This is a genomic window from Nitrospiria bacterium, assembly GCA_035517655.1.
Lineage (GTDB): Bacteria > Nitrospirota > Nitrospiria > JACQBZ01 > JACQBZ01 > JACQBZ01.
In genome coordinates this window covers 25,829-44,542 of the sequence record DATIYJ010000006.1, presented here as the reverse complement: position 1 = coordinate 44,542, position 18,714 = coordinate 25,829, and the positions used below count along the sequence as shown (strand labels likewise).

14 protein-coding genes and 1 other RNA gene are annotated in these 18,714 nt (G+C 55.7%); 1 reads left to right on the top strand and 14 read right to left on the bottom strand.

Translation table 11 applies throughout. The annotated features are described in order from the left end of the window. Window positions 1–8: 8 nt before the first annotated feature. On the bottom strand, window positions 9–1,391 hold the full coding sequence (locus VLY20_00570) for a sigma-54 dependent transcriptional regulator (protein HUK55136.1): 1,383 nt from the start codon (window positions 1,389–1,391) through the stop codon (window positions 9–11). A 78-nt stretch (window positions 1,392–1,469) separates the two neighbouring features. Continuing rightward, window positions 1,470–3,731, bottom strand: coding sequence for a primosomal protein N' (priA, locus tag VLY20_00565; protein ID HUK55135.1), 2,262 nt, complete (start codon window positions 3,729–3,731; stop codon window positions 1,470–1,472). 113 nt (window positions 3,732–3,844) lie between these two features. Here priA and VLY20_00560 point away from each other — a divergent pair, with 113 nt between their 5' ends. After that, on the top strand, window positions 3,845–4,639 hold the full coding sequence (locus VLY20_00560; protein HUK55134.1) for a peptidylprolyl isomerase: 795 nt from the start codon (window positions 3,845–3,847) through the stop codon (window positions 4,637–4,639). 18 nt (window positions 4,640–4,657) lie between these two features. Here the strand turns inward: VLY20_00560 and VLY20_00555 are convergent, their stop codons facing one another. From VLY20_00555 to ssrA, 12 genes are all read right to left on the bottom strand, one after another. Beyond that, window positions 4,658–5,221 (bottom strand): helicase, encoded by a 564-nt coding sequence (locus tag VLY20_00555; GenBank protein HUK55133.1) that lies wholly within the window; start codon window positions 5,219–5,221, stop codon window positions 4,658–4,660. A gap of 29 nt (window positions 5,222–5,250) precedes the next feature. Further along, window positions 5,251–5,595, bottom strand: coding sequence for a hypothetical protein (locus tag VLY20_00550; GenBank protein ID HUK55132.1), 345 nt, complete (start codon window positions 5,593–5,595; stop codon window positions 5,251–5,253). Window positions 5,596–5,703: 108 nt separating this feature from the next. Next, entirely contained in the window at window positions 5,704–6,375 is a 672-nt protein-coding gene (locus tag VLY20_00545) for a response regulator transcription factor (GenBank protein ID HUK55131.1), read from the bottom strand. Beyond that, window positions 6,344–7,420, bottom strand: coding sequence for a sensor histidine kinase (locus VLY20_00540; protein HUK55130.1), 1,077 nt, complete (start codon window positions 7,418–7,420; stop codon window positions 6,344–6,346). The genes VLY20_00545 and VLY20_00540 overlap by 32 nt, the downstream gene beginning before the upstream one ends. 46 nt (window positions 7,421–7,466) lie before the next feature. Next, complete coding sequence (gene nrdR / locus VLY20_00535; protein ID HUK55129.1) at window positions 7,467–7,997, bottom strand: transcriptional regulator NrdR; 531 nt, start codon at window positions 7,995–7,997, stop codon at window positions 7,467–7,469. A 15-nt stretch (window positions 7,998–8,012) separates the two neighbouring features. Next, window positions 8,013–9,248, bottom strand: coding sequence for a serine hydroxymethyltransferase (gene glyA, locus VLY20_00530; protein ID HUK55128.1), 1,236 nt, complete (start codon window positions 9,246–9,248; stop codon window positions 8,013–8,015). A gap of 22 nt (window positions 9,249–9,270) precedes the next feature. Further along, window positions 9,271–9,735, bottom strand: a complete 465-nt coding sequence (gene rpiB, locus VLY20_00525; GenBank protein HUK55127.1) for a ribose 5-phosphate isomerase B — start codon at window positions 9,733–9,735, stop codon at window positions 9,271–9,273. Between the two features lie 80 nt (window positions 9,736–9,815). Then, the gene (locus tag VLY20_00520) at window positions 9,816–11,030 is read right to left on the bottom strand and encodes an ATP-binding protein (GenBank protein HUK55126.1); all 1,215 of its coding nucleotides are present in this window, start codon (window positions 11,028–11,030) and stop codon (window positions 9,816–9,818) included. Beyond that, window positions 11,027–13,207: an ATP-binding protein gene (locus tag VLY20_00515; protein HUK55125.1), complete on the bottom strand. Its 2,181-nt coding sequence runs from the start codon at window positions 13,205–13,207 to the stop codon at window positions 11,027–11,029. Before VLY20_00515 ends, VLY20_00520 begins: the two co-directional genes overlap by 4 nt. A gap of 641 nt (window positions 13,208–13,848) precedes the next feature. Beyond that, window positions 13,849–16,764: a PilZ domain-containing protein gene (locus tag VLY20_00510; protein HUK55124.1), complete on the bottom strand. Its 2,916-nt coding sequence runs from the start codon at window positions 16,762–16,764 to the stop codon at window positions 13,849–13,851. A gap of 25 nt (window positions 16,765–16,789) precedes the next feature. Beyond that, window positions 16,790–18,121, bottom strand: a complete 1,332-nt coding sequence (locus VLY20_00505) for an acyl-CoA dehydrogenase family protein (protein HUK55123.1) — start codon at window positions 18,119–18,121, stop codon at window positions 16,790–16,792. Window positions 18,122–18,337: 216 nt separating this feature from the next. Then, window positions 18,338–18,687: a transfer-messenger RNA gene (ssrA, locus tag VLY20_00500) on the bottom strand. Window positions 18,688–18,714: the final 27 nt, after the last annotated feature.

The following is an 18,714-nucleotide window of genomic DNA, read 5'->3' as shown; positions in this document are numbered from 1 at the left end:
CCTCGGAGTTACTTTTCTCGTTTTGGGGATCGGCCGAGAAGCTTGAACTTTTTCATCTTATACTTCAGCGTGCTTACGGGTATCCCGAGGATACGGGCGGCGGCCCCTCGGCTCCACTTTTCTTTCTCCAGGGTTTTCAGGATCAAGTTCTCCTCAAAGGCCTCGACCGCCTTTTGAAACAACCCTTCCTTCTGATGCGCCCCTCGCAGGCCGCTGAGACTGTATTCGATCGGGATGTGCTCCGTCCGAAGTGTGTCTCCGTCGGAGAGCGCCACAAGCCGCTCGACCAGATTTTCCAACTCGCGGATATTGCCGGGCCAGTCGTAGGACGAGAGCATTTCGATCGCCGACGGGTTGACATGCGCAATATTTTTTTTAAACCGCCGATTGTATCGCTGAAGAAAAAATTCCACGAGCGCGGGAAGATCCGCAATCCGTTCCCGAAGCGGGGGAAGCTTGATCGGGATGACGTTCAGCCGGTAATACAAGTCTTCCCGGAAGGCCCCCTTTTGTACCGCAAGGGCCAGATCCACATTGGTGGCCGAAATCAGGCGGACATCGACCCGGATGGTTTTTGTGCCCCCCACCCGCTCGATCTCGCCTTCCTGGACGGCCCGCAGGAGCTTGCCCTGAAGCTCGAGCCTTAGACTTCCGACCTCATCCAAAAAAAGAGTCCCCCCGTCCGCCAATTCGAATTTTCCGATGTGCTGGCGATAGGCCCCGGTGAAGGATCCCCTTTCGTGACCGAACAGCGTGCTTTCGACCAGCGTTTCGGGAATCGCCGTAAGATCGACGGTGACAAAGGGGCGGTCGGCGAGGGCGCTCTGCTTATGGATGTACCGTGCGAGGAGTTGCTTTCCGGTGCCGCTCTCCCCCAAGATCAGGATGGTGGTCGGAAGCTTCGCCACGCGCTGCACCAGGTCGTCGATCTCCCGCATCCGCTTGGTCCGGCCGGCAATGAATTCGGCCCCCGACAGCTGTTCGACCTCGGACCGCAGGTATAAGAGTTCGCGTGCGTTCCGCTGCCGTTCCGCCACCTTCTCAATGAGGGCCAGAACCTCGTCATAGTCGAAGTCCTTCGTAATATAGTGATAGGCACCCAGCTTCATGGCCTGCACCGCCGTACCCACTTCTTTTACGGCCGTGATCATGATCACTTCGATGTCCGAAAACCGGTCCTTGATCTGCCTGAGAATCTCCAGGCCGTTAAGATCGGGAAGCAGAATATCGAGCAGGACGATCTGAACCTCGTGCGCATGAATCAGCTGGAGCCCCGTATGACCGTTCGGGGCCTTGAGAACGTTGTAGTTCTTTTGAAGGATCGCTTCCAACGTGTCCCGGGTGCTTTCGTCGTCGTCGACGATCAGAACGGTGGGGCGTTTTGCATCCAAGGGAAGCGGCTCCTGGGAAAATGCGAAATTCGGCTCAAAGATATCCCATCATTCCTTACGGTGTCAATCTTTCTTCGGCTAGGCGATCCTCTGGGGATCGACATCCACCTCGAACCAGACCCGGGCTCGGTCCGATCCCGATCGAACGGCGCTCAAACCGGCCTGAAGCGCCTCGTGAAGGACACGGCTGTTCGGCGCTTTGATCAGGATCCGGCAGCGAAACTTTCCGTGCAGGCGCGGCTTAATTCCGGCGGCCGGTCCGAGGACTTGAAACGGAGGGTGGGGATCATCCGGACGTGCCGTCGGCCTCATCCCCTCCGCCAGCCGCTGGGCCACCGCCTGGGCTTTCGCCTCGCTCAGAGACTTCACGGTTACGACCGCAAGGCGAGCAAAGGGCGGATAGCCCAAGGCCTTTCGCTGAGCAAGTTCTTTCTCGTAAAACGCTCCCGGCTCTCCGGCCGCGGCCCAGGCGATCGCCTCATGATCGGGATGCCGGGTCTGGAGAAGCACCTCGCCGCCGGCCGAAAAATTCAGGATCCGTCGGATCAGTTGAAACGTCTGTTCACCGGCCCGGAAATCCGGCAGATGAAATGCTCCGTCCGCCTGCAACAGACCGATCAGACCCGGCCGGGCCATGCGGGGGCCGTTGAGCAGGAGCTGCGTCCCGATCACCAGGTCGATCTGGTCCCGATTCAGCCGCTCGATCGCGGCCGACGCCTCGCTCAGACGCACCGTGTCCCGGTCCAGCCGCGCGATCCTCGCGGACGGAAACCGCGACTTGAAAAATTCCTCGGCCTGTTCGGTCCCGGCGCCGACGATCTCCAAACGGGTTCCACGGCATTCAAGACAGGCCGCGGGCGGGTCGGAAACCGTTCCACAGTAATGACAGGTCAGTTGCCGCCTCCGCTTGGAGTAGGGCATCGCCACCTGGCAACGAGGGCACCGGACCACGGCGCCGCAGTCCCGACAGCACAGCGCCCCTCCAAACCCCCGACGGTTCAGAAGCAGCACAACCGGCTCCTTTTTTTCGAGCCGGCCGGCCACGGCCGAGAGAAGGTCGTCCGAGACAAAGGTCCCGGGCGACTCGCCCGCCAGGCCGATGATTCTCACTACGGGACGGACCGCGTGTCCGGACCCCGGTCCGTCCAATGGGACGGACCGGTACTTCCCGTTCCGGATATTGGCGTACGTCTCGATCGACGGCGACGTGCTGGTCAGAAGCACGAGCGCGCCGTCATGCGCGCCCCGCAGGACCGCCACGTCGCGCGCATGGTACCTCGGCGCCTCCGGCTGCTTGTAGGCCGGATCCTGCTCTTCTTCCACCACGATCAGGCCCGGATTCAAAACCGGAGCAAACACGGCGAGACGCGTCCCGATCACGATCGAACCGGCGCCTTGACGAACCCGCTCCCATTGCGCCCGACGCTCGCGGTCCGAAAGCCCGCTATGGAGTATCCCGACGATGCCGTCGATCCGGCCCTTCAGCCGCTCGGCCCAATCGGAAACACGGTCGATTTCGGGCACGAGCAGGATCACGGACCGGTTTCGGCGCCTCGTGGCCGTAATGAGGGCCATGACCTCCGGCCGGGACCGCTCCGCTGCGCCCTCAAGACAAACCGCCGCAAACCGGCCGGAGCCGGCGGCCTGATAGAGATCTTCCGGCAGAGACGTCCCCGCGGGCATCGGACCGTCGCAAGGCTTGAAGTCCGCGACGGATCTGGAAAGAGGAGGGTTCGATGAACGGGGACGCGGCAAGACGTTGGTCTCCTCGACCCAGCCTTTTCGGACAAGAACGGAAAGCGGTCCGGATAATCGCGCCGCGCCGCTTTGAGCGGTTTGGACATCCGCCGTCGTTCGCCGCAACAGGGTCTCAAGCCTCATTCCTCGAGGAACGCGTTCCAGTATGGCTAAAAGCCGTCGGTCCCCTTTCGGAGAGGGCCCCGAAACGGCTTTTCGGCCCGCCGGGGTAATCCGAAAATGCCGCCCGATCTTTATCTCCAGGCCCGGCGGGAGGATGGTCTTCATCGCCGTACCCAACCCCGTCACGTAGTATTCCGAAAGCCAACGGGCCAGCGCCATCATCGATCGATCCAGCAGCGGGCCTGAATCGAGAAGACGCAGGATCGGCTTCACGTGGGCCACGTCGGCCCGATGGAGGCGGCGGATGACGATCCCGGTCCGCCATCGGTTCCGAAACGGAACCAGCACGCGCATGCCGGGTTCAATCCGATCGCGGAAATTCTCCGGAATGAGATAATGGAAGACCCGGTCGAGGTGTTCGAGCAACGCCACCGCGGCGATGGACGGAGCCTCCCGGGGTGCGACTTCGCGATTCATCATGGCCGGATTCTAACAACTCTTCCGAACAAACACAATCGGGAATGCCGGCGGGTTGCTTTTCGATCGCGGGGATGGTAGAGTGCGGGCATTTTGAAGCGAAGGAGGATCGCCGGATGCGTTATCGATTTTGGGTCGGCGTGATGGGCGCCGGGTTGATCATCGGGTCCGCGCTCGCCGATGAGCTGGCCTCCGTGAATGGAACGCCCATCACCACGGAGGCGCTCAGGCAAAAACTGGCCGAGCCGCCCGCCCCTCTGAAGGAATCGATCCATTCGCCGGAAGGCCGCCGGGAAATCCTGGACATCCTGATTACACGGGAGTTGCTGTACCAAGAAGCCGTCAAGCGTCATCTTGAAAAGGAGCGTGTGATTCAGGCCAAGATGGCCGAGGCCCGCCGCTCGGTTCTGGTCGAAGCGATGATGGATCGGTTGACGGCGCGGATGACTGCGGGGAATACCCTCAAAGATTATTATGCGTCACACCGAAACGAGTTCCGAGAAATCCGGGCCAGCCACATCCTGGTCGAGAAGGAGGAGGAGGCCCGAAATCTCAAGCAACAACTGAATGCCGGGGCGGATTTCGCGGAACTGGCGCGAAAGTTTTCGCAAGACGCGCGATCCGGCCCGACCGGAGGGGATCTGGGCTATTTCACGAAAGGGCGGATGATTCCCGAGATCGCGAACGCCGCCTTCCGCCTGCGGGTGAACGAGATCAGCGAGCCGGTCAAATCATACTACGGATACCATCTGATCAAGGTGACCGACGCGCCCGAAGCCAAACGATTTGAGGAACTGCCGACCCCGGTCTTGGAGGAAATCAAACGGGCCGTCCTGCAGGAGGAGATCCAGGCCCTCCGTGCTGCGAATAACGTGACGGTCAACACGGACCGACTCGAACAACTCCGATGACCATCGGCCCGCGCGCCGCTACTTGGGCGCGCCTTGAACCGCGGCCGCTTTGCTCCAGTTGACGGGAATGCTGTGGTACTCGTTGTTCTTCTGGTAGCGCAGCTGCCCGTGATGTTTTCCGTACTCGTACAGGTCGCGGGTCAGCCGCACATCCGCCAGGCAGTAGCTTTTGAGCTTTTCCATATCCCCTTCCCGGAAGTAGCGGATCGCATCCAGTCCGTGTCCCGTCTTTCCCTCGCCGAGCGTCGCCTTGACGAGGGTGTCGAGGCTCAGCCGGTGGCCGAGGAACCGCTCGACCTCTTCCATGATATCCAGCGTTGGAAGGTTCTTGAGGCTCCGCTTGAGGTAAGGCTCCAGCACCAAGTAGTCAAACCGCTTGACGTTGAATCCGACCACCAGGCCCGCGTCTTCGAGGATCCCGCGAAGGGACGGGGTCTCCCATTCGGTGAACGTTCGGAAGAGGTCCTGGTGATAGGAATAGATGCCCACCACGGAGACCCGGAGCAGGTGAAGGTTTCCCCTCCCGCCCACTTCATCGAAGGTCTTCTGCGTCTCCAGATCCAATACAATCACGTCGCCCATGATTCTCCTTTCCCCGTTGGAATCCGCCTTTACTTTCCTCCGGAAGGTTTCAGCGTGATTTTATGAGCGATGTACTTGCTGCCTTCCAAGGCGTACTCGATATCGACCGCCTCGCCGGCCTTAATATCCCCGAGACGTTTCTTCTCATTCCCGGCGGTGATCGCGGTGCCGTCGGTCACGGCGAACTTGATGCGGCCGCCCGACTGGGGATTTTTCACGATCATCTGATGTTCGGCGGCGTCGACCTTTACCACCTGTCCGGAATAGGGGATGTCGGCACTCAGCGCCGGCGTCCTGAGGATCAGGACCGCAACAACCGCCGAGCCGATCAGAAAAGACGCGGCGACGGTGGAAATTCGAGACTGATTTTTCATGGACACTCCCTCCTGTCGTAGGGTTACGATGGGGTCATCATATCAAAGGTGCCAGGGATGGAGCAAGCGAAGAGGCTCATCTTCCTTTGATGAAGGGATCGGGGCATGCTACATTTTGGGATCGAGCTCGATCAGGCCTTTCCGGATGGCATGAATCGCGGCCTGCGTGCGGTCGTAGACATGGAGCTTGTGGAAGATGTTCCGGACGTGGTTCTTGACCGTCTTCTCGCTCAGCTCAAGTGCGTTCGCGATCTCCTTGTTTGTCTTGCCCTGCGCCACCAGCTTGAGAACCGTGATCTCGCGGTCCGTCAGGCCGTGTTCGAGGCGCCCCGGCCTTCGTCCCTTGCCTTCGGCCAGGAGCGAAAACTCGTTTAAGATCTTGCTCGCCACGGACGGATGAATCAACGACTCCCCCTCGGCGATGGCCCGGATGGCCTTGACGATTTGGGCCGAGTCGGCGTCTTTGAGCAGGTAGCCGGTCGCCCCCGCCTTGACCAGATCGAAGATATACTCCTCCTCGGCATACATCGTGAGGACCACGACGCCGATGTGGGGGTTCTCCCGTTTGATCTCGCGGGTGGCCTCCACCCCGTTCATCCGGGGCATGCTGATGTCCATCAAGACCACGTCGGGAATCAGCTCGCGGGCTTTCTCGACCGCCTCCAAACCGTCCTTGGCGACCCCCACCACCTCGATTTCTTCCTTGGTCTTCAGGATGGCCGAGAGTCCTTCCCGAACCACCTGATGGTCATCGGCGATTAACACCCTGATCTTGCTCACGGAGGCGTCCCTCCTTCCCCAGGAGCGGGACCCGAAGCATGATCTTCGTTCCCTGCCCCAGTTTGGTATCGATCACGGCCGTCCCGCCCAAAAGCCGGGCCCGCTCCATGATTCCTTTCAGCCCGAACGAGGCCCACTTTTCCGGATGCGACGACACCGCATCCAGGTCGAAGCCGCGGCCGTTATCCGAGAGCGTCGTCTGGAGATCCGATAACCCGATCGTCAATTCCACTCCAACCCGCGTGGCCTTGGCGTGTCGCTGAACGTTCGACAACGCCTCTTGAATGATCCGAAACAGGAAGATCTTGACCCGGGAGGGGATGCGATGTTCATTCCCCCGGACCTTGAAATCGGTCTCGATCTGATACTGTTTCGAATACGTCTTCAGATAATTTCGGATCGCCGGCAGGAGCTCCATCCGGTCGAAATGCAAGGGGCGGAGATTAAAGACCACCTGACGCGCCTCTTCGATCGCGGCCTTCAAAAGGTCCCGCGTATCCAGAATCAACGCACGGCTCTGGGCCGGATCTTTCTCCAACAATTCGCCGCAGAGGTCCAGCTTGTAATTGAGCCCCACCAGCGTTTGAACCAGTCCGTCATGGATGTCCAGCGCGATCCGGGTTCGCTCTTCGGCGATGGCATGCTGGATCTCCCGCAGGTACAAGCCGTAGAGCGCCTGGTATTCGCGAAGGTGTTTCTCGATCTCCTCCTTGTCCTTGATGTGGGCCTCGATCAACTGCCACATCATCTTGGCGGTGGGCCCGCCGATCACGGCCACTTCCGGACGCTCGAGCTCCCGGAGGCTCCGTTCCACCTTCGGGTTGCCCGTCACATCGATGAGGAGATCCACTTTTTTTAGGCGGAGGAGCCGTTGGTAATCTCTTGTCGTCGGGATCGAGAGGCGTTTTGCGAGCAGGATCCCGGGCGCGCGGGGTTCCAGATCGGCCACGCCGACGATCTTGACCAGCGGATCGGGATGGAAGATTTCGATGAGAGAGGTCCCGCCGCGGCCGGCTCCGATAATGGCAACATGGGTTTTATTCATGGGGGCCGTGACTGAACGGGGTCGCGGTCGCAATCGTCGGACCGGCTCATACCGATGCTTTGGTGGAGGACCCGCCTTCCTTGACCGTAAGGGGGCGGGCGGCTCGATCACTCGAGTCGTTGGGTTCCCGATCCAGGAGACCCTTCAACTCGGACATGAACTGGTTCAAATCCTTGAACTCCCGGTAGACCGAGGCGAATCGCACGTAGGCCACCTGGTCCAAACGATACAGCTCGGCCATGACCGCTTCGCCGATCGCCCGACTGGGAATTTCGGTCTCGCCGTTTTCCTGCAACTTTTTCTCGATCCGCGTGGCGACGACATCCAGCGTATCCATGCTGATCGGCCGCTTTTCACACGCCTTCTTCAGGCCGGCGAGGATCTTTTGGCGATCGAGATGTTCCCGGCGGCCGTCTTTTTTGATCACCATCGGCGACATCTCCTCCACGCGCTCGTACGTCGTGAAGCGTCGCTCACACTTGAAGCATTCGCGCCGGCGCCGAATGACGGCGCCTTCCTGGCTCAGCCGGGAGTCGACCACCTTGTTATCGAGCGATTCGCAATGGGGGCATTTCATCGTGCTTCTCGGAGTTCAATCCTTCAGCGGGAACCGTCGGCAGAGTTGCTTCATCCGTCTGCGCGTTTCCCGGATCACGGTCTCGTCGTTTGGATGGGCCGTCACCCGATCGATCGCCTCCGCGATGATTCCCATCTCGCGCTCCTTCATCCCGCGCGTCGTAACGGCCGGCGTTCCAAGACGAACCCCGCTGGCGACGGCCGGCGGTTTTTCGTCGAAGGGAATGGCGTTTTTATTGACCGTGATGCCGGCCCGATCGAGCGCCGCTTCGGCCTCTTTTCCGGTCACATTCCGGTTCGATAGATCCACGAGCATGAGATGATTGTCCGTCCCTCCCGAAACGAGCCGGAAGCCGCGCTTGATCAGTCCCTCGGCCAGGGCCTGTGCGTTGGCCACGATCTGCCGCTGATAACCCCGGAAGGCCGGCGCCAGCGCTTCCTTAAAAGCCACGGCCTTGGCCGCGATGACGTGCATGAGCGGCCCGCCTTGAAGGCCGGGGAAGACGGCCTTGTCGATCGCTTTCGCAAATTGGTCCTTGCACATGACCATTCCGCCCCTCGGCCCCCGCAAGGTCTTCTGGGTCGTGGTCGTTACAAAATCCGCATAGGGAACCGGGCTGGGGTGCACGCCGGCCGCGACCAGTCCCGCGATATGGGCAATATCGGCCATCAGGAATGCGCCGCAGCGACCCGCAATTTCTCCAAGGCGTTTGAAATCGAAAACGCGGGGGTAGGCGCTGGCCCCGGTCACGATGATTCGCGGCCGGTGCTCATCGGCCAGGCGGGCGATCTCGTCGTAGTCGATGAGACCGGTTTCACGACGGACGCCGTAGAAGACCGGCCGATAGAGGCTGCCCGAAAAGTTCACCGGATGCCCGTGCGAGAGATGGCCTCCATGGGCCAGGCTCATCGAAAGAATCGTGTCGCCCGGCTTGAGCATGGCCAGGTAGACCGCCATGTTGGCCTGGGTCCCGGAATGGGGTTGAACGTTGACGTGTTCGACGCCGAACAGCTCTTTCGCGCGGCTGATCGCCAGGGATTCGGCCACGTCCACGAATTCGCATCCGCCGTAGTATCGTTTTCCGGGAAGGCCTTCGGCATATTTGTTCGTCAGAAGACTTCCTTGCGCTTCCAGAACGGCCTTGCTGGCGTAATTTTCGGAAGCGATCAGGATGATCTGTTCGCGTTCCCGTTTTTTCTCGCCCTGGATCGCGCGATAAATCTCGGGATCGGTTTTCTTCAATGCGGACATGGTTCCTTCACCTTTAACGGAGTTATCCCCGTACGACCTTCTTTTCGATCTCTTCGATCTTGGCCAGACGCCGGGCATGTCGCCCTCCGTCGAAACCGGTCGCCAGCCACAAACGTACGATCTCCAAAGCCGTCTTCTCGTCCAGCACGCGTTGTCCCAGGACAAGAATGTTCGCGTCGTTGTGGAGACGGCTGACTTTCGCCGTAAACGGGTCAAAACAGAGCGCCGCCCGCACACCGGGAAACTTGTTGGCCACGATGGACATGCCGATGCCCGTTCCGCAGATGAGAATGCCCCGCTGGATCTGACCTTCCGAAACGGCCCGCGCCACGGGAACGCCGTAGTCCGGGTAGTCGACCGAGTCGTGGTTGTTCGTACCGAAATCCGATACCGCCAGCCCTTGCTCCTTTAAGAAACGGGTGATCTTGTTTTTCAAATCCAAACCCGCATGATCGCTGGCAATGGCTACGTCGGTCTTGCCGTCCATCCAAAACCCCCGCAGGAAAGGAGTGTTATCATAGCCTACCGGTGGAATTCTGTCAAGGCGAGTCGTCGGGGGAAAAGACGCTAGATCGAGACCTCATCCGGCTCGTTTCGGCGGTCGCTGACCCGACGGTCGTGCTCTTGGGGGTTGAGGGGGATGACGACCGTGAAGGTGGACCCTTTTCCCGGTTGGGATTGCACGTCAATGTATCCGCGGTGGGCCTCAATGATCTGATGACAGGTCAACAGGCCGAGGCCGCTGCCTTCATGATGTTTGGTCGTGAAAAATGGATCAAAGAGTTTCGGGAGGTGCTCTTCCGCGATTCCGGACCCGGTGTCGATGACGGCCACCTCCAGTGCCGTTCGGTCGGACCCTTGCGAAACCCGACGGCTGCGGACCGTGATCGTTCCCCGTTCCGTGGCCTGGATCGCATTTAATAACAGGTTCATGAAGACCTGTTTCATGCGTTCCTGATCCATCCACCCGGTTGGAAGAGCGGGATCAAAATCTTTCTTGAAAACGTTCAGTTTCTTTTTGGCTTCCGGCACCAGAAGCGCGACCATGTCTTCCAAAAGCTCGTTCAGGTGCGTTTCCTGAAAATTATACTCCTCCTGCCCCGTGAACCGCGAGTATCGAAGCATCCGCGTAATGAGGTTGTGGATACGATCCAACTCCTCGCACACCCTTCGGTAGAACTGATCCCAATACTCCCTGTCCCGGGAACTCTCGTCATATTTTTGCGGGAGCATCTGGAGAAAAGCGCTCACCGCGGTCAAGGGATTGTTGATCTCGTGGGCCATTCCGGCCGCCAAGGTCCCGACCGCGGACAGCCGGTTGGCCCGGGCCATGCGCTTCGCGGTTTCAATCTTCTCGGCCTCGAGCCGCTCCCGTTCTCGAATCAAATAGTAGGTGTCGATCCCCTGGCGAATCGTGTTCCGCAGGTCGTCTTCGTTGTAGGGCTTGGTTACGTACCGATAAACGTTCCCTTCGTTGATCGCCTCAATCACGACATCCATATCGGAGTAGGCCGTCATTAACATGCGCACGGTGTCCGGATGGTGCTCTTTCACCTGCTTTAAGAGTTCGACCCCGGTGGTCTGCGGCATCCGCTGATCCGTCAAGATGACGGCGATTTCGTTTTCCCGCAGGATGCGTTGCGCGTCTTCCCCGTTCTGGGAGGTATGGATGGTAAAGTCTTCTTTGAACTGGAGGCGGAACGTTTCCAAAGCCAGCGGCTCATCGTCGACATAGAGGATGGGGAAGCGCAGGTACTCTTCTGTTCGCAACAACGGCTTCATCGCGCGTCTCCTTTACTCGATGCCGGTTCGGAAGAAATCCCGGCGGTCGGCGGGTTCGCCGGCTGACGTTTGGGGAGCGTGACGACAAACTCGGCGCCCTTTCCCTCTTCGCTGCTGACCTCGATCTTCCCGCCGTGGTTCTCGATGATCCGGTAGCTGACCGACAAACCCAGACCTGTGCCTTGACCCACCGCTTTGGTGGTGAAGAACGGCTCGAAGATCCGACCCAGATGATCTTTTTTTATCCCGGCCCCGTTATCGCGGACCGCGATATAAACCCGGTCCGCGTCTTCCCAGGAGCGTATCCAAATGTCGCCCTTTCCCGGAATGGCATGAATCGCGTTTTGAAGCAGGTTCATGAAGACCTGGTTGATCTGCCCCGGGATGATTTCAACCGCCTCCCGGATGCCGTAGTCACGGTGCAACGTGATCCGTTCCGCCATTTCGTGCTGGATCAGCTTAATCGTGGCCTCCAAGCCGTCTTGAACATCGACCCGCTTGGTGTGCTGTTCGTCTTTTCGGGCAAAGGTTTTAAGGTCCGTCACGATTCCCTCCGTACGGTCCAAGCCGGCCTTGACAATATTGAGGGATTGCTCGATGTCCTGAAGAAGTTTGTTGAACTGGAGCAGCACGTGACGTGTTTCCGGCTGCCGTTCCAGCGCGTCGCGCACCTGGCCCAGGTAACGTCGGAGATTGGAGAGGCTGCCCTTTGCGAAACTCACGGGATTGTTCACCTCATGCGCGATGCCGGCGACGAGCAGTCCCAGCGCCGCCATCTTTTCCGAATGGACGAGTTGGGTCTGGGTTTCTTGAAGCATCTTCAGGGTGCGTTCCAGTTCCTCACTCCTATTTTGGATCTCGCGTTCCAGACGACGAAGCTGTATCAACGACCGGATTTTGGCCTTAAGCTCCTGCGCGTTGAACGGTTTGGTCAGATAGTCGTCCGCGCCGTACTCCAATCCTGAAATCTTTTCAGAGAGCTCGGCCTTCGCCGTCAGGAGGATGACCGGGATATGGCGGGTATGGGGATCCGCTTTGATCTCCCGACAGACCTGATAGCCGTCCTTGCCCGGCATCATGACGTCCGAAATGATGAGATCCGGATGGTGTCGGACGGCCAGATCAACGCCCTCGATCCCGTCCCGGGCCTGGATCAGATTGAACGCTTCCTGGAGTTGGAAGACGATGAAGCTTCGCATGTCGGCGTTGTCCTCGATTAAGAGAACGGTATGGTCCTTGGACTCCGACAAGGCCGGAGCCGGCATCGGGACATCGGCGCCCTCTTTCAATATATCCGATGCAGAATATTCTGCCGCGGTGTGAATGGCCCGCGTCCAATCCTCCGAACGGCGCCCCTCGCTCTCCCGTCGCTCCCGCGCGCGGCGGTTGGCCGCCCGACGATCCTCCGTTGAGCTTTCCGGCTCCGACAGCTTGAGGTCCATCGGCAGCGTAAAGGTCATGACGGTTCCCTTCCCGGGCTCGCTGTCGGCCCAGATCCGGCCGTGGTGGAGTTCGACCATTTCCTTCGCCAACGCCAGACCGATCCCGGAGCCTTCGTACTTCCGGCTGGCGGAGGCGTCCACCTGGGAGAACCGCTCGAAGATTTTGGTGCGGTATTCTTTCGGGAATCCGATCCCGGTGTCGGTGACCGAAACGAGGAAACGGTCGCCTTGCCCGTTTTCATCCTCGAGCCGGGTCAGTCCGCACCGGACGGTTACGGTTCCGCCCGGATCGGTGAATTTAAGCGAATTGAAGATCAAGTTTAAAAGAATCCTCTCGATCTTTTCCTTATCGCATGCCATGTCCGGCAGGTGATCGCCGTTTGTGAACGACAGCCGTATCTGTTTCTTCTCGGCCATCGGGGACACGGAGGCCACGATGCCTCGGATAAACTCGGTCAGATTCACCTGGTCGAGGGTCAGCTTCATTTTGCCGGCATCGATCTTGGCCAGGTCCAACAAATTGTTGATCATCTTGAGCAGCCGCAGCGAATTCTGGTACATGATCCGGACGTGCCCTTCCTGCGATCCCTCCAACTTGCCCATCTCGCCCTTGAGCATCGACTCCAGCGGCGCCAGCACCAGCGTCAACGGTGTCCGAAGTTCGTGCGAAACGTTTGCGAAGAACTTCGTCTTTATCGCATCGAGTTCTTTGAGTTTTTCATAGGCTTTTTCCAAGCTGTTCTTTGTTTCCTCTAAATTCACATTGGTGCTTTTAAGCTCAAACCGAGCCTTAAATTCTCGATGCCTCAATTTGTACGAAAAGAATGTTGCCGTGGCCGCAATGATCATCGTCATGTTGAGAAAAAAGATGTTATTGAGAAAGAGTGGCCAAGCCGTAATTTTTTCAAATAAAACTATTGGGATAATATAGGATAGATCGATGGCCAAGTACACTCCCAGAGTTCGTGCTAAGCTCCATGGCATAAGAAGGCTAAAGGCGAGAAACATCAGGTTTAATCCGGCGTAATAGGTACTGGTATGGCCTCCGGTGTATTGGGTCATCGTCGAGATGAAAAAACTCATGGGCAGTATGCTGAGCGCGCCCCAAAAATAGGCATGCCGCTCGGCGTGCTTTGTAAAACACAAAAAGAGGACGACCAGATTTATTGATGCACTAATCACTCTCAACGACAAGAAAAAGCGGAAATTCTCAGGAGTGACGAAATAGTCCAGCACGTTAAATGCCGGGAAAAACGGCACAGCCAATGCACAAATAATTTTTGTCCGGGCGATACTGAGCGAACGGGTTTCGCTCTCGAATTCTTCCCTTATTTTTTTGTTTGCGTTATCTTCCATTACTTTCTCATGAATGGTGCCTATTTAAACCCAATAGCAATGACCGCCTGTGCCGGGCTGCCAAAACTATCATAGGATCGGATATTTCTAAAACCGGATTCTATCAGTAATTGGGTCAGCTCTTCCGTATTATAGAACTTGAACATTTTTTCTTCCTCGAGATCTGTTAAGTATGCGGCGGTGTTGATATAATACTGCACGGCCGTCAACAACTCTTCCCTGGTTTTACCCTCAAAATAAGGGAGCTCATCGGCGGCTTTAATCTTATCAATCAACGATTGTATCGGTTTTGACATATCCGTATCAGGTTTCAGCGATGATACAACGACCATTCCATCCGGTTTCAGAATTCTAAAAAACTCCTCCAGCGTCCCCTGAGCGTTTTTAACGTAGGAAATAAACAAACTCGCCAGTATTTTATCAAGGCTGTTATCCTTAAATGGCAACTTCAATACGGGATTGACCACATTAAGATCCGCTGTCACATAACCAAAACCCGACCGTCTGAAAACATCCGCACCGATGATTCTTTTGTGCTTTTCTCTCGCTCGCAGCAAGGCCTCCTTAACAAAATCAGCTGTGTAAATTTTAGGACCCCGTTCCGAGCCAAAAGTCTTTTTAGGTTTTTCGGACTCCAAATAACATTGCATGAAATTACCGGTGCCCCCACCCATGTCAATCAACAAATCGGTTTCATTTAATTCCAAAAGCGCCAACTGTTTCTCCATCAGTTCATGATATTCATCTGTTAAGGTTATGATATCAAATCCTATTTCTCCTTTTTCTTGTCCCAATAGATAGGACCGCCAGTAATTCTTATGGTCCATTTCCTTCTGTCGGATTCTCGCCCATTCCGCCCTTTCAAATGCGGCCCGTTCCGCCGCGGCTGGAACGCTTGGAATAACATTTTCATGATAAAGCTGTTCCCAAATATGCTGCACGATTAGTTTAAAAACCTCGATCGCTTCATTACTGGTCTTGACAATGTGACCGCAAGGCACTTCACGGACCTGGCGCGGGCCTTTTGACTTAATACTCATGATATCAAGTATTCTGTTCCTATTTATCCAATAGTCATATCTTCCGTAAATCCATGTAACAGGTATCTTTATCTTTGCCATATCTTTTCGCGCATCTTCCAAATAGGCTATATCGTTCGACTCAATGTCATTGCAGTAATTGTCAAGATTCACCATATGACCTAATACTTGCTTCACTGAAAGTTTTTCTCCTTGCCTGAACTCCATTAAGTAATCTATGCCGCCCGTCGAATTCTTCATCAGGTCGTCCGGGTCGGATGCGCCCATGCAGCTTATCCAGTAATCAATGTCCTTTTGTCCATTAACCAAAATAGATCTCCTGGCCGCTATGGACGCCATACTGAAAGAGATTAAGACAATACTAGATGGCTGAAACCCTGGGTTCCTTTTTGCGTAGTCTACCGTCGTGCCAATATCGCTCGCTAACTGGGTTAACGTATAATGAATCATTTCCTTGCCATCGTGTGCGCACTCTTGGTCGTTGTAGCTTTCACCGATGCTTCTTATCCCGTCGAAACGTATCACGACAACATCCTTTTTATATTTCCGAAAAGTCTCCACGATGACCATGGCTAAAAGCCCCGTTGTTTCCTTCCTTCTTGCATACGCGGGCGGAATGATCACAACAGGAGTGCTCCGCTTCCCACTCGTTGAGGTTATGTCAAACGTCGCGTTTACGATAGCGACGATTTTTTCACCTTTCTCGTTAGAATACTTCAGCAATTGGACATCGTCTTGAAGGCCCAGAAATCGCCTATAAATGCTTTCCGCGACCTTAAGAATATTTGTGGTCATTTTAACTATCCGTGAAATACCGGGGTATTTTTCAACCGTGTTTTCAATCTGAGGGTCAGTCTGTTTGAACTCGTATGGCTCTCTTTCAACATGAAATTCAAGGCCCACTTTTACTTGGTTACGACCGACCGGAGTGACGTGGACTACCGTTGCGCTATCGTGATGGTCAATCTTTTTATTTTTTATAACATTTATTTCATGGATCACTCTACCGGCTGAGAAATAACTATCACCCAAGGGAATATGGAAGGACAAACCCGAAGAGTTAAAATCAGCGACCTGCTGAACCGATGGTGCCCCTCCGTCTTGGGTCAACTGCAATTCCACCCTGGTTCTATCATCCCCGTTCGGTTCATTGCCATAGCGCGTTTCGACCCGTCTTTCCTCAAAATAGATCGTATCCGGTTTTGTAATGGTCAGCGAATCATTCCCTTTATACTTGACCGTGGCTTCGAAAAAGTACGACGTGCCTTGATGAGTCATCCCCAAATAAAGATGATCGTATCGGTCAACGGCATCCCGATCGGAATTTTTCGGAAGTTTCAATGACAGGTGGTATTTTCCGACGTCCTGAAGAAGCGTCATAACCGAAATATAATGACGGCACCAAAAAATCTGGACCGCCGCCTGCTGCCGGGCTGCCGAGTAAAAAATCGATTGGATGGCACCGAGGTCATTGAAAGGTTTAAGATTTTGTACCGAGGAATTTGATTTTTTTTGGAAGCCGCTGAGTGTTTCGTTGAAGCCGTGATTTAAGACATAGTTCCTTAGAGTCTTTTTATGTTCGCCGTCGAGCTCCAAAAACCTCACACCCATTCCCAGAAACTGCCCTCCCCCTTCACTCTTTACATAAACCACCTTTCCCAGGAAGTTTATCGGACCGGAGACGTTTGGGACAAAGAACCGCGCCTTCAACGGCTCGGCTTGGTCTTTGGCTTCTTTTGCTACAACGAACAGGCCGGATGTGCTTAGATTGAGGACGTTGCCAAATGGTTTGGTCTTTTGCTCATGTTCTATAATCGGCAGGTAGCAGTTTCTTCGAAGGTATTCCCGAGAGTCGTTTTTGGGGTAATTCTTCAAAGCTTCCGGCTGGTTTTTCATCGATGATCAACCATGACAGCAGGTATTATTTTAATAAACCATATTCTTTAGCCAGCTCTCTATAGACAATCGTTTTATGAATCGGGGAAGGACCTTCATAAATCTGCATGAGCTTGGCATCCCTCATTAATTTTTCCATCGGGTACTCTTTGGAATAACCATAGCCGCCCAACAGGTCCAACGCTTCGCTTGTCACCTTCATCACGACATCCCCGGCAAAATCTTTCGCCATGGAGGATTCCTTGGCATATCGATGGCCTTGGTCGTGTGCCCATGCCGCTCGCCATGCCATTAATCGGGCGGCATCAATCTGGGTGGCCATATCGGCCAATCGAAAATGAACATATTGAAAATTGGCCAGGGGTTGGTTGAACTGTACCCGTTTATGAACGTGCCTCAACGCGCACTCCATGGCGGTCCTCGCTATACCCACCGAACCGGCCGCAACATTAATTCGCGATTTCGAAATAGATTGCAACGCAATTTTGTATCCTTCGCCTTCACCCCCGATTCTGTTTTCAACGGGAACCCCGACATCTTTAAAGAAGATCTCGGCCGTATTGGCCGCCCGCTGTCCCATCTTGTCCAGGATCTTCCCAATTTTAATCCCTTCTACTCTGGAGGGGGTTAAAAACGCGGTAAGGCCTTTTGTTCCTAAATTCTTATCGATCGTCGCGAAGACAACGTAGTAATCCGCGACACCCCCATTGGTGATGAAGCACTTTGATCCGTTGAGAACATACCGGTCTCCTTTCAACTCGGCACGGGTCGTAATTCGGCCTGGATCGGACCCCGCATCCGGTTCGGTGAAGCAGAACGAGACCAATCTTTGTTGACGACAATAAGGAATAAAAAACCGTTCTTTCTGTTCTTCGGTGCCGGCGATAAGAAGTGGCGCCGTTCCCAGAACATTGATCATGATCGATGTTCCCATCGCCATGCATCCCGCGGCGAGTTCTTCGGTCACGATCGCTGTCTCGAAAACTCCCAATCCATCCCCGCCGTATTTTTTAGGAATGTAATTAGTAAAAATTCCGATATCGAACGCTCCGCGAATCACCTCCCATGGAAATTCCCCGATCCGATCGTAGTGAGCCGCCACAGGTGCGATCTGGCTTTGGGTAAACTGCCGCACTTTGTTTTGCAGGTTTTTTTGTTCTCCGGTTAATTCAAACCTTGCCCCTAACGGGACCTGGGGCGCCGGGAAACTCTCCTCCTTGGATCGCTCTACAGAGATGAGTCGTCTCCGTTCAGGCAGGAAGGCTCCTTTCTGAAGCCGCCGTTGAACCCTTCGGCGATCTCCAAAATCGATCGCTTTGTACTCGTTACGCCGCTCATGAAACACCGTGGATACCATGCCATGGCCCCTTCAAGTGTGGATACGCAACCGCGTCTATGATCGACCTGTGGCTCTTCTTTTCTGGATTGTAGAAATCTGTCGAGCGCGCATTGTCTCTCTACCGACAATGCGCTGGGAAGGAACGATCTCGGATGATGCCGCAACCTCTGCGTGAGGGGCTATCCGATCCTCGTCAGAGCATCAGGCCAAATCGTGAAGGAAAAGAGACTAAACTGGTGGAGGCGGCGGGAGTTGAACCCGCGTCCGAAGAACCTCAGCCCCAGGAGACTACATGCGTAGTGGCTGTTTTAAATTCGCCGCTCTTCGGGTACAGCCACAAACCCGATGAGCCGCTATTCCAGTTCGTCTCATCCTGCGGGCCTGGAAAACCCGCGGGACCAGCCTGCTATCGTGACATCCAGTCTGACCGCACAGACAACAATCAGGTGGACGCGCCGCTCTTAAGCAGCGAGGGCCAATTCAGAATTGGCAGTTACTTGTTTCCACAGGTGTTTAACGAGCCCCTGTGGGACCTCGGCATGCCGCCCGAAACCTCTTGATCTCCGTCGAATCCGGTCGCCCCCTCCTTATTTTAGTATCCAATAACCGAT